Here is a 12,462-nt window from a genome sequence, read left to right on the forward strand (position 1 = left end):
CTGCCGCAGCTGGTTTGCAGGCGAGTAGGAGGTGACTAGGAGTCCACGGGTTCCCGCGGCATGGCTCTACACTTCTCGAGTGTTTTTCCGGCTCTGGTGAGGAAGCGTGGACTTTCGGCTGTTCGGCCCGTTCGAGGTGGCGGACTCGGCGGGGCATGCCGTCGATCTCGGGGGGCGCAAGCAGCGGGCGGTGCTGGCCGTACTCGCCCTGGAGCCGGGGCGCGTCGTCTCCCTCGACCGCCTCATCGACGAGCTGTGGTCAGGGGAGGCGCCGTCGAGCGCCACGGGAACGCTCCAGGCCTACATCTCCCAGCTCCGCCGCGCCCTGGAGCCGGGGCGGCCGCCGCGCACGCCGCCGAAGGTGCTGATCACCAGGGAACCCGGCTACCTACTGGCCGTCGCACCCCACCAGGTGGACCTGGTCCGTTTCACCACCCTCGCCGAGGACGGCCGCAGGGCGCTCGTCCAGCACGACCACGACACGGCGGCCGATCTCCTGCGCCGCTCGCTGGAGACGTGGCGCGGCGAGCCGCTCGCCGAGTTCGCCGGCCACGACTTCGTCCAGCCGGTCGTCGCGCGGTTCACCGAGCTGCGTGCCTCGGCGACCGAGGACTGGTTCGAGGCCCGGCTGGCGCTGGGTGACAGCGGTTCGTGCGTGGCCGATCTCGAACGCCTGGTGGAGGAGTACCCGTTCCGGGAGCGCGTGTGGCGGCTGCTGGTCCTGGCCCTCTACCGCTCGGGACGGCAGGCCGACGCCCTGGCGGCACTGCGCAGGGTCCGGGCGCGGCTCGCCGACGAGCTCGGCCTGGAGCCGGGTCCAGAGCTGCGGCGGCTGGAGCGGGATGTCTTCGACCAGTCGCCGGTTCTGGAACCGGCCCCTGCCGGTCCCGCCCGGGCCGCCGCCGTCCCTGCCGGTCCGGTCCCGGTCGGCTCTGTCTCGGCCGGCTCTGTCTCGGCCGGCTCTGTCTCGGCCGGCTCTGTCCCGGTCGGTCCCGTCCCCGTCGGTCCTGTCCCGGCCGGCACCCTCGTGAGGGACGGGCTGGTCGCCAGGCAGGAGCAGCTCCAGCGGGTCGGCGAGCGCCTGGCGGAAGCCCGGCGCGGCCGGGGCGGCGTGCTCCTGGTCTCCGGCGAGGCGGGGATCGGCAAGACCAGCCTCGCCGAGGCGGTGGCGGACGAGACGGACGCGCTGGGACTGGCGGTCGCGTGGGGACGTTGTGCCGAGGACACGGGCGCCCCGGCCTTCTGGCCATGGCTGCAGGTGCTGCGCGACCTCGGCGAGGAGGCCGCCGACGCGCTGGGCGCGCTGTCCGGGGTCACCGCGAGACGGGACGGTGACCCCGGCGCCGCCCTGTTCGAGCTGCACGAACGCGTGGTCCACGCGCTCGGGTCGGTGGGCCCGGTGCTCGTCGTGCTGGAGGACCTGCACTGGGCCGACGCGTCGTCCCTGCGCCTGCTGGCCTTCGCGGCGGGAGCGCTGCACAGGACGTCGGTGCTGGTGCTGGCGACCATGCGGCCGGAACCCGGCGGCGACCCCGACCAGCTGCGCGACACCCTGGCCGCCCTCGCCCGCGAACGCGGCACCGAGCGCCTCGCGCTCCCGCCCTTCACCAGGGAGGACGTCCTCACCTACCTGACCGGGCGCGGCCTGCCCGACCCGCGGCTGGCCGGCGTGCTCTTCGACCGGACCGCCGGCAACCCCTTCTATCTGGGCGAACTGATCAGGCTGCTGGGCAGCGAGCACCGGCTCGACGCGGCCTCCCTCGGCGTCCCGGCCGGGGTGCGGGAGGTGATCGGCCGCCGCGTGGCCCGGCTGCCGGAGCAGACCCGCGCCCTGCTCGGCTCGGCAGCGGTTCTCGGCCGGGAGGTGAGCCTCGACGCGCTCGAAGCCGTCAGCGGCACACCCGCGGAGGAGGTCATGGCGCTGCTGGAACCGGCCGTGGCGACGGGGCTGCTCGTCGAGGTCCCGGACGGTTTCGACTACCGCTTCTCGCACGCCCTCGTCCGCGACGCCCTCTACGCCGACCTCAGTCGCGTCCGCAAGGCTCAGCTGCACCTGCGTGCGGGACTGGCGCTGGAGACGCTGCCCGGCGTCGAGGTGTCCGTGCTCGCCCATCACTTCGTCATGGCCTCCCGCGCCGGCGGCGCGGCGCAGGCGGTCGACTACGCCGTCCGGGCCGCCGGCCAGGCCGCCTCGCGATGCGCGTACGCCGAGGCGGTCACCTGGTGGGCGAAGGCTCTCACCGCGCTCGGCCCCGCCGATCCCGCGCGGCGCTGCGCCCTGCTGGTCGGCCACGGCGAGGCGCTGAGAGTGGTCGGGGATCTGAGCGGGGCACGGTCGGCGCTGGAGGAGGCGATCACGCTCGCCGCCCGGATCGGCGACCGCGCCACGCTGATCGAGGCCGTCAAGGTGTTCGGTGGCCTGTCGGTGTGGAACTGGCGCCATTACGGCGAGGTCGACGCGACGATGATCGCCCTGCTCGAGAGCCTGGTGGCCGAGCCGCTGGGCGACGCCGAACGGGCGACCGTGCTGGGCAACCTCGGCCTGGAGCTCTACTACTCCCCGCGCCGCGCCGAGGGGGAACGGCTGGCCGAGGAGGGCGTGCGGGTGGCCCGCCGTACGGGTGATCCTGGCCTGCTGGCCCGCTCGCTCAACAACTACCTGGTGGCGGCATGGGTGCCGGAACGCGAGGAGCAGCGCCGCCAGGCGGTCGAGGAGATGCTGTCCCTGCCGCTGGACCCGCCGACCGAGGCGGTGGCGCGGGTCTTCCGCATGGCGCACCTGCTGCGGGCCGGCGAGCTGGCCGCCTGGGAGCGCGACCTGTCCCGCTGCCGGTGGCTGGTGGACGAGCTCAAGCGGCCCGAGCTCACCGGCATGGCCCGGATCGCCGAGGCCGCGGGCCACAACCTGCGCGGCCACTGGGAACGGGCCGAGGTTCTGGCCGCCGAGTTCACCGCGCTGCTCGAGGGGATCGGCATGTGGGCGGTCGACTATCCCGGTCTGATCACCCTGTACACCTGCAGGCGCGGTCAGGGCCGGGTGGCCGAGATCGCCGACCGGCTGATCTCCCGGGCGCACGACCCCGGCCTCGTGCCGCTGCGCCCCGTCGCCGTGCTGGCCGCTCTCGACGTCGGCGACACCGCGCTCGCCCGGCGGCTGCTGGAGCGGTGGGGCAGCGAGGTCCGCGAGGACTGGGCCACCGAGTTCCTGACGGTCGTCTGGGGTCATGTCGCCGCGCGGCTGCGGGCACCCGACCCCGCCGCCCACTACCGCAGGCTGGCGCCGTACGCCGAACGGCTTGTCGTGAGCGGCATGGGCGGTGCCGCGTGGGGATCGATGCACATGGTGCTGGCCGAACTGGCCGGCGCGACGGGCGATCGCGACCTCGCGCGCCGGCACGCCCGGCGGGCCCGGGAGACCCACGCCCGCCTGGGACTGGCCTACTGGACGAGCGAGAGCGACCGGCTGCTCACCGCTCTGGAGTGGTAGGAGGCCCGCCCGGACGACTCGAACCGGGCGGGCCCGATAGCGTATGTTTACGTAAACATGGGACTGGGTGACCGGCAGGAGTGGTTGTGACGATCAATGACGAGTCCAGGCCGGGCTGGCTTCGCTGGCCTTCGGACAGCTCGCGCGGACGCTTGGCCTTCGGTGCCGACTACAACCCCGAGCAGTGGCCGAGGGAGGTGTGGGAGGAGGACGTCAGGGCGATGCGCCGGGCCGGGGTGAACATCGTCTCGCTTGCCATCTTCTCGTGGGCGCGGCTCCAGCCCCGCCAGGACGTGTGGACCTTCGAGTGGCTGGACGAGGTGATGGATCTGCTCCATGCCCACGACATCGCCGTGGACCTGGCCACCGCGACCGCGTCCCCGCCGCCGTGGCTGACCACCAGGCATCCGGAGATCCTCCCCGTCGACCGTGACGGCCGCACGCTGTGGCCGGGCGCGCGCCAGCACTGGCGCCCGACGTCGCCGATCTTCCGCGAGCACGCCCTGCGCCTGGTCCGCGCCATGGCGGAAAGATACGGAACGCATCCGGCCCTGGCCGCCTGGCACGTCTCCAACGAGCTCGGCTGCCACAACGTCTACGACTTCTCCGATGACGCGGCGGCGGCCTTCCGGATCTGGCTGCGCGACAGGTACGGCACGATCGAGGAGCTGAACCGGGCGTGGGCGACGGCGTTCTGGTCCCAGGGGTACGGCGACTGGGCGGAGATCCTGCCCCCTCGGCTGGCCGCCTCCTACCCGAACCCGACCCAGCAGCTCGACTTCAAACGCTTCTCCTCCGACGCGCTCAAGGACTACCTGCGGGCCGAACGGAGCGTGCTGAGGGAGCTGACGCCGCGGATCCCGGTCACCACGAACTTCATGGTCATGGGTGACACCAGCGGCATGAACTACGCCGACTGGGCACCCGAGGTGGACTTCGTGTCCAACGACCACTACCTGCTGACCGGACCGCAGGCGCAGGACGAGCTGTCGTTCTCGGCCAATCTCACCGGTTCGCTGGCCGGGGGACGGCCCTGGTTCCTGATGGAGCACTCGACCAGCGCGGTCAACTGGCAGCCCGTCAACCTGGCCAAGAAGCCGGGGGGCCTGGCCCGCGACTCGCTGACCCATGTGGCGTACGGGGCGGACGCCGTGTGCTTCTTCCAGTGGCGGCAGTCCGCGGCGGGAGCCGAGAAGTACCACTCGGCGATGGTTCCCCACGCCGGCACCGACAGCGAGGTCTTCCGGTCGGTCGTCGATCTCGGCGCGACGCTGCGGGCGCTCGCGCCGGTCGCCGGGACGCGCCGCCGGCGGGCCGCGGCCGCGATCGTCTTCGACTGGGACTCCTGGTGGGCCGGCGAGCTGGACTCCCATCCCACGTCGCGGCTGCGCTACCGCCAGGAGGCCCTCGACTGGTACTCGGCCTTCGCCGCGGCCGGCGTGCGGGTCGACGTCATCTCCTCCGGCGACTCCTTCTCGCACTACGACCTGGTGGTCGCGCCGATCCTGCACGTCGTGCCGGCAGAGCTGGCCGAGCGCCTGAACGGGTTCGTCGCCGGCGGCGGCCATCTCGTCACCACCTACTTCTCCGGCATCGTGGACGAGAACGACCACGTCTGGCTCGGCGGCTATCCCGGCCCGTTGCGGAATCTGCTCGGCATCCGGATCGAGGAGTTCGGGCCGCTGCTGGAGGGCGACCGCGTCGACCTCGATCTGGGCGTGTCCGGCACGCTGTGGACCGATCGGATCGACGTCGTCGCGCCGGATGTCGAGATCGTCGCCTCGTACGCGTCCGGCGACCACGCGGGACGGCCCGCCGTGACCACGCGGCCCGTCGGGCCGGGCTCGGCGTCCTACGTCTCGACCAGGCTGGGGCCCGAGGGCCTGGGCCCGGTGTTGTCCCGGCTTCTCGCCTTCAGCGGGGTGCGCCCCGAACTCCCGGCAGCGGTCGCCGGAGCGGTGGAGCTGGCGATCCGCACCGGCGGCGACGCCGACTACTGGTTCCTCATCAACCGCACCGACCGGAGCGTCGCCGTGGGCGACGTGGCGGGCGAGGTGGTGCAGGCTCCCTGCCTCGCCCCTGGCCTCACCCTGGCCCCCCGCCAGGTGTGCGTCCTGCGCCGGCCGCACGAGCCGGTGCCCGCCTCCTGACCGGCGAACCGCCATGAGAAGGCCGGCCGCCCGCGACGTCGACATCACCGCGATCGCGATGGCGACGCAGAGGAGTCAGAGATTTCCTCAGGGTGATGTTTACGTAAACTTGTTGCGGTACGGTAGAGCATCGGCCGAGGGCAGGCAAGGGGTGAGACTATGGACGGGGGCGCCACGCCCACCGGTGGTGTCCAGCGTGGCGGGTCGGGCATCCCGGGCGGCCGCCGTAAGCAGCGCGTCTCCATGGCGGACGTCGCCAAGCTGGCGGGCGTCTCGGCGCAGACCGTCTCCCGGGTCTCCAACGGCCAGCCCGGCGTCATCGGGTCGACCCGCGAGCAGGTGCTGGCGGCGATGCGGGAGCTGGGCTACCGGCCCAACAGCGCGGCCCGCGCGCTGCGGTACGGCCGGTTCAACACCATCGGGGTCATCCTCTTCGACCTGGCGTCGACCGGCAACAGCCGCACGGTGGAGGCCATCGCCACGCACGCGGCGGCCGAGGGCTACGCCATCACGCTGATCCCCATCGACGTGCCGACCCAGGACAACGTGCTCGGGGCGTTCACCCGGATGGGGGAGCTGGCCGTCGACGCGGTCATCGTCATCATGGGGATCCATCTGCTCGACGCTGGGACCGTGAGCCTGCCGCCCGGTGTGCACGTCGTCGTCGTGGACTCCGACGCCGGAGACCGCTACAGCGTGGTCGACACCGACCAGGCCGACGGGGCGCGGCGGGCCGTCCACCACCTGCTCGACCTCGGACACCGGACCGTCTGGCACGTCACCGGGCCGCGGACGTCCTACGCCGGCCAGCGCCGCGCCCAGGCCTGGCGCGGCGCGCTCGAAGCGGCGGGCTGTCCGGTCCCTCCGCCCCTGCACGGCGACTGGTCGGCGGAGTCCGGCTACGGCGCCGGTCTCCGCCTCGCCGGCGAACCCGGCTGCACCGCGGTGTTCGCCGCCAACGACCAGATGGCTCTCGGGCTGCTGCGCGCCTTCCACGAGCGCGGCCTGGCGATCCCCGACCAGATCAGCGTGGTCGGCTTCGACGACATCCCCGACGCCGCCCATTTCGTCCCGCCCCTGACCACGGTCCACCAGGACTTCGCCGAGGTGGGCAGGAGATGCGTGCAGCGGGTGCTGCGCCAGATCCGCGAAGGCCGTGCCGCCGAGCCCGGCACCGACCTGGTCCCGCCCCGCCTCGTGGTCAGGAACAGCACGGCCCGCCCCCCGAGGTGATCAGCGCCTCAGGAGCAACTCCCAACAGTAGTCGCGCCGCAGGCCGGTGAAAGCGGCGCAGAACCCCTTCGTGAGCTCGCGCCGGCTGGCGGTCTGCAGCAGCAGCCGCTGCCGCGCGCGCATGCTCTCCTCCTTCGTGCGCGGTTCCGGCTTCCTGGCGGCGGGAGTCACGGACGGGGTCGGAGCGGGCGACGCCGTGCTCCTCGCCTGGGCGTGCGGCGAGGCGGTGACGGTGACCACGGCGCGCGGCGCCGCGGCCGGCGCGGGGAGCGCGGGGAGCGCGGGCTGCCTGGCCGACGCCGAGCCCAGCCAGCCGCCGACACCCGCGGCCATGGCGAGCACGAGAACGGTGGCCAGAGCCAGGCGCTGGGAGAACACGATGTCGCGATGGGGCGGCAACGGACCGCTCCGGACGAAGCGGGCGGGCGGAACTTCCTCTGTCTTCTGTGGCACGTGCATCCCCCGATCACGTCGGCCCTGGCGCTCACGGTAGATCCGCCCAGTACGGCACGCGGCGGCGCGCCGCAGGAGAAGCACGAACAGCAGAATGATTCTTGGGACAGAGTTTCCGCTGATCACGGCTTCGTTCCCCGGATCAGCGGCGCCGCTCGAGGAGGTCGCGATGACGACGGACAGCCGGCTCGCCGACGACGCCGCGCAGGCCATGAAGGAGATCGCCGCCGCGGTCGGGAGCGTGCCAGGGACCGAGCTCGACGCGATCGCCGAGGAGTTGCTCGCCGCCCGGCGGATCGCCTGCTACGCGCCGGGCAGGGAGGGGCTGGTCCTGCGCGGCCTCGTGATGCGGCAATTCCACGCGGGCCTCGACGCGCACTACGTCGGGGAGATGACCTGCCCGGCGGTGGGGGAGGGCGACCTGGTCGTGCTCTCCTGCGGTCCCGGGGAGCTGTGGTGTCCCTCCCCGCCGGGGCTCGGACGGCAGCACCTCGCCAGGACCTCGCGCCGGTCAGCGGCGGTGGTAGGCGAGCAGGGCCAACGCCGCCGTCGCGCACGCCAGCGCCACGGCGGCCATCACCCAGCCGTAGCCGGCCGCCTGGGCCAGGGCCATGGCGGCCAGCGGGGCGGCCGCCCGGTCGGCGACGGAGAACATCGCGACGCGGCCGGACAGGGTGGCGTAGGCGGCGGTGCCGTACCGCTCGGCGAGCAGGTGGGGCAGGGTGATGGTGCCGACGCCGAACCCCAGCCCGAACAGCAGCACGCAGCCGATCGCGCCCGCGACGGTCCGGCCGGCGAGGGGCAGCAGGAGCGCTCCCACGCCTTGCAGGGTGAAGACCGCGGCCGCCACCGGCGCGGCGGACCAGCGGCGGCGCAGCCCGGTGGTGACCAGGCGGCCGGTCACCGACAGCACGCCCAGCAGCCCCGCGACGGTGGCGGCGAACACCGGCGGATGGCCGAGACGGACGAGGTAGGTGACGAGCAGGACCGCGATAGTCGCCACGGCCCCGCTGTGGGCGGTGAAGGCCGCCACGAGCAGCCAGAACGGCCGGCCCCGCACCGCCGCCCTGACCAGGTCGGCGCGTTGCGCGGGCGGTCGCGCCGCCGCGGCCGGGTCGGCGCGGCGGCGGACCACGCAGGCGTGCAGCGGGATCGCGGTCACGCCGTAGCCGATGGCGAGGACGACCAGCGCCTGACGCCAGCCGTACCGGTCGACCAGCAGGCCGGTGAGCGGCAGGAAGACCGCGGAGGCGAATCCGGCGACGATGGTGAGCGCGAGCAGCGCGTTGGCGCGGCCGTTGCCGTCGAACCAGTTGACGATGACCGCGAACGCCGGCTCGTACAGCACCATCGCCGAGGCGACGCCGATCGCCAGGAACACCCCGTACAGCTGGGGCAGGGAGGTCACCTGGGACCAGGCCAGGACGGCGAGCGTGCCGAGCACCGATCCGGCGGTCATCAGGGCGCGTCCGCCGTGGGCGTCCAGCCACCTGCCGACCAGCGGCGCGCACAGCGCCGTGGTCAGCACCGCGGCGGTGAGCGCGGCGGTGACCTGCGCTCCGCTCGCGTCGAGCGCGGCGGTCATGGGCCGCAGGAACACCGAGAAGGCGTAGTAGAGCACGCCGTAGCCGATGGTCTGGGTGACCGACAGCGCCGCGACGATCCGCCGGCCGCCCGTGGAACGGCCGCGGCCCGTGGCCGGGACGGCGGATCGCCTGTCCGTCGTGCTCATCAGGACACCCCCTGGCAGCCGATCGGCCGATGGCGGCACCGGACCACCTGCCGGGCGGCGGTGGGATATCGGTCGGGCATGACGGTTTCCTTCCCCCTCTCGGGTTGTCCTCGCGGCGATCGCGCGCGCTGTGACGAAGACGACAGAAGGACGGCTCGTCGACACCGCGGAAGTGATGAGCGGGACGGGCGGACCGCCGGGGGCGGTTTGGGTCCCGTGGCCTTCTCTGATGGAATCGGGGCCTGCCGCCGCCGACCCCAGCGCGGCGGTAGCCGTCTGCCGCGGAAACCCCTCCGCTCGTCACCCGAGGAGATCGCGTTCGTGGGTGCCAACCACCATCACGGCTCGGTCGCGAGCAGTTCCCGCGCCACAGTGGTCGCGACGCTGGCGGTCATCATCCCGCTCGCGCTCGCCACCGTGGTGGCGCTGCTGTGGCTGTGGCCCGACCGGCGGCAGGCGGACGTGCCCCAACCCGCCGGTCTGGAACGGATGCACGCCACCGTCATCGCCATCACGCCGAAGCCGTGCCCCAGGGAACCGGCTCCGGACGGCGTGGCGGCCGAGGACCGACCGCCGGCCGACCCGCGGACCTGCGGCACCGCGAGCATCGAGCTGACCACCGGCAGCCAGCGTGGCCAGATCGTCTCGACGCCCCTGCCGAGCGGGCCGGGGGCACAGACGTTCGCGGCGGGCGACTCCGTGGTGGTGATCTACACGCCGGAGGAGACGCTGGACGCCTCGCCGTACCGGATCTCCGACCACGATCGTTCCTCGGCGCTGTGGCTGACGGGGGCGGCGTTCGCGCTGGCCGTCCTGGCCTTCGGACGCTGGCGCGGGCTCAGCGCGCTGGTCGGCCTGGCCATCACCTTCGCGCTGCTGCTGCTCTTCGTGATCCCCGCCATCCTGGACGGCCGGCCTCCGCTGCTCGTGGCCGTCGTCGGCGCCGCCGCGATCATGCTGGCCGTGCTGTACCTGACGCACGGCTTCACCGTCAGCACGTCGATCGCGATCGTGGGCACGCTGACCAGCCTGGCGCTGACCGGCGCGCTGGCCTACGCCGCCATCGGCCTCGCGGAGCTGAACGGGATCACCGACGAGAGCTCGTTCTACCTGGACACCGGCCATGGGATCAACACCCAGGGGCTGCTCCTGGCGAGCATCCTGATCGGCACGCTCGGCGTGCTCGACGACGTCACCGTCACCCAGGCCGTCACGGTGGCGGAGCTGGCCCACGCCAACCCGGCCTTCACCGCCAGGCGGCTGTACCGGGCCGCCGCCCGGGTCGGCCGCGCCCACATCGCCTCCGTGATCAACACGATCATCCTGGCCTACGCGGGTGCCTCGCTGCCGCTGCTCCTGCTGATCAGCATCGGCGACCAGCCGTTGGGCGAGACCGTGACCAACCCGATGATGGCCCAGGAGATCGTCCGGGCCGTGGTGGGCACCCTCGGCCTGATCGCCGCGGTGCCCATCACCACCGCGCTGGCGGCGCTGGCCTCGGCCCGCCGCGGGCACGACCATGACGACGACGAGCCCGTCCGGCGCCACGCTGTCACCGACCCAGCGGTGGGATAGCCGGAACCCGGAGACCGGCCCGCGGGGAGCGTCAGCCGGCGGTCTTCCGCTGCGTCGCCTGTTCGGTGGCGCCGAAGGCGGTCCAGCCGGCGTCGGCGAACCCGGCCGCCTCCGCCACGGAGGCGGAGGCGAGGTTGTCCGGGCTGTGCATGTAGGTGGGGATCCCGCCCTCGTCCAGGACGCGGCGGGCCGCCTGCGCGACCAGCCCGCGGGCCAGCCCGCGGCCGCGAGCGGCGGGAGCGGTCACGACGGCGAGCTCGCGGCCGTAGTCGTCGTGCCGCTTGATCCCCACGCCGGCCAGATGCTCGCCGGTCTCCGGGTCGTGGGCGACCAGCACGTCGCCGTTGAAGGGGCGCAGCCACTCCGGCACGGCGGGGTCCTGGGCGGGCACCCAGACACCGGCGTCGGCCAGCGGCGCGGGGCGCGTCGTCCAGCGGTAGACGGCGGTGAACCAGCCGCGCTCGGGAAAGCCCGCCATCGCGGGGACCAGGGGGCCGAAGTGCGCCAGGTCCTGGTTCTCGGCGTACCGCGCGGCGATCGTCTCGGCATGCACAGGGGGGACCGAGAGGACTCCGCCCGCCGGTCCGGCCACGCCCAGGACGGGGTGGAGCAGGCCGTCCCAGCCGGGGAGCGCGCGCCCGGGCTCGGCGATGATGTCGAGGCCGGTGGTGGCCGGCCAGGTGCCGAGCCAGCGGGTGAGGTGCTCGACGAGGCGTCGTTCCGGAGAGGTCACGTCCGCATCATATACGGGCGGGGGGTATATAGGCGAAGATCGGGTGGACATGTCCGGCATCACGGGGAAACTGTCGGACATGTCCACCCCTGTCGGGCCGCCGGGCGTTCGCAGCTTGCGTCGATCCGACAAAATAACTATACGAAGTAGTAAACCCTCCAGTCAGGCTCGCGCGGGTCAAGTTTGGTCCAGTGGCCACCCTGATGGCCATCCGGGCGCTGACTGACGGAATAGCTCGGAGAGCCCCGCGGTTACGGCGGGCATGATCGACGGACGGCGTGGCGTGGCGGTGTGGCTGCGCTGGACCGTGCCCTGCGAGTGGGCGGCGACCTGGCCCAGCCCGCCCGCCGAGGCTTCCTGACGGCGAGCGGGATCCTCCCTTTCGCCCGTGGGGTCGTCTCATGTCCACCGCCCTGTTCGTCCAGGCCTTCGTCACGCTTCTGGTCATCTTCGATCCGCTCGCCGCCATCCCGGTGTTCCTCACCCTCACCCGCGCCCAGACGCCGGCGGCGCGGCGCCGTACCGCCAGGATCTCGGTGCTGGTCGCGGCCGGCATCGTCGCCGTCTTCGCCGTGCTCGGCGACCGGCTCCTGGACGCGCTCGGCATCTCCCTGCAGGCGTTGCAGGTCGCGGGCGGCGCGCTGCTGGGTCTCATCGCGCTCGACCTGCTCAAGGCGGACTGCGCCCGCGACCGGGCCAGGGCCGAGAGCGGCGCCGTCGCCTTCGTGCCTCTGGGCACGCCCCTGCTGGCCGGGCCGGGCGCGATCGCGGCCACCATGCTCTACATGGAGAAGGCCGACAGCGGGCCGGCCACGCTGGCCGTCGTCCTCGCCATGGTGGCCGCTCTGGCGATCACCTGGCTCACGCTGCGCTTCTCCTCGCTCATCGGGCGGCTGCTCAAGGACAACGGGCTCAACCTGGTGACGCGGGTCATGGGGTTGCTCGCCGCCGCGATGGCGGTGCAACTGGTCGCCGGAGCGCTCCAGCACTGGGTGCGCTGGGGCGTCGGATAGCTACTACTCATAGTCGTAAAGTTTGGCCTGGATGGCTCCTTATGGCAGCCCCTTCTTACTATGGCTCATAGTTATATGTGAGGAGT

The 12,462-nt window shown here is 73.0% G+C and carries 9 protein-coding genes; 5 read left to right on the forward strand and 4 right to left on the reverse strand.

Features of this window, described 5'->3' with window-relative positions; all coding sequences use genetic code 11:
- The first annotated feature begins 106 nt into the window (after positions 1-106).
- The 3 genes from ABZX22_RS36745 to ABZX22_RS36755 all read left to right on the forward strand — a co-directional run bounded on the left by ABZX22_RS36745 (position 107) and on the right by ABZX22_RS36755 (position 6,870).
- Positions 107-3,487, forward strand: a complete 3,381-nt coding sequence (locus ABZX22_RS36745; protein WP_354918867.1) for a BTAD domain-containing putative transcriptional regulator — start codon at positions 107-109, stop codon at positions 3,485-3,487.
- 86 nt (positions 3,488-3,573) lie between these two features.
- Positions 3,574-5,637: a beta-galactosidase gene (locus ABZX22_RS36750; RefSeq protein WP_354918870.1), complete on the forward strand. Its 2,064-nt coding sequence runs from the start codon at positions 3,574-3,576 to the stop codon at positions 5,635-5,637.
- Positions 5,638-5,796: 159 nt separating this feature from the next.
- Positions 5,797-6,870 carry a LacI family DNA-binding transcriptional regulator gene (locus tag ABZX22_RS36755; protein WP_354918873.1) on the forward strand — a complete coding sequence of 358 codons (1,074 nt, stop codon included), beginning with the start codon at positions 5,797-5,799 and terminating at the stop codon, positions 6,868-6,870.
- Here ABZX22_RS36755 and ABZX22_RS36760 read toward each other — a convergent pair whose 3' ends face one another.
- From ABZX22_RS36760 to ABZX22_RS36770, 3 genes are all read right to left on the reverse strand, one after another.
- Entirely contained in the window at positions 6,871-7,248 is a 378-nt protein-coding gene (locus tag ABZX22_RS36760) for a hypothetical protein (protein ID WP_354918876.1), read from the reverse strand.
- 217 nt (positions 7,249-7,465) lie between these two features.
- Positions 7,466-7,702: a hypothetical protein gene (locus ABZX22_RS36765; protein WP_354918879.1), complete on the reverse strand. Its 237-nt coding sequence runs from the start codon at positions 7,700-7,702 to the stop codon at positions 7,466-7,468.
- A 132-nt stretch (positions 7,703-7,834) separates the two neighbouring features.
- Positions 7,835-9,055 (reverse strand): MFS transporter, encoded by a 1,221-nt coding sequence (locus tag ABZX22_RS36770; protein ID WP_354918882.1) that lies wholly within the window; start codon positions 9,053-9,055, stop codon positions 7,835-7,837.
- Between the two features lie 321 nt (positions 9,056-9,376).
- Here ABZX22_RS36770 and ABZX22_RS36775 point away from each other — a divergent pair, with 321 nt between their 5' ends.
- Complete coding sequence (locus ABZX22_RS36775) at positions 9,377-10,630, forward strand: YibE/F family protein (RefSeq protein WP_354918884.1); 1,254 nt, start codon at positions 9,377-9,379, stop codon at positions 10,628-10,630.
- A 31-nt stretch (positions 10,631-10,661) separates the two neighbouring features.
- Here the strand turns inward: ABZX22_RS36775 and ABZX22_RS36780 are convergent, their stop codons facing one another.
- Positions 10,662-11,363, reverse strand: coding sequence for a GNAT family N-acetyltransferase (locus ABZX22_RS36780; protein WP_354918887.1), 702 nt, complete (start codon positions 11,361-11,363; stop codon positions 10,662-10,664).
- A gap of 401 nt (positions 11,364-11,764) precedes the next feature.
- Between ABZX22_RS36780 and ABZX22_RS36785 the strand changes: the two genes are divergently transcribed.
- On the forward strand, positions 11,765-12,376 hold the full coding sequence (locus tag ABZX22_RS36785; RefSeq protein ID WP_354918890.1) for a MarC family protein: 612 nt from the start codon (positions 11,765-11,767) through the stop codon (positions 12,374-12,376).
- Positions 12,377-12,462 lie beyond the last annotated feature (86 nt).

It is taken from the genome of Nonomuraea sp. NPDC003804 (genome assembly GCF_040610675.1).
Classification (GTDB): Bacteria; Actinomycetota; Actinomycetes; order Streptosporangiales; family Streptosporangiaceae; genus Nonomuraea.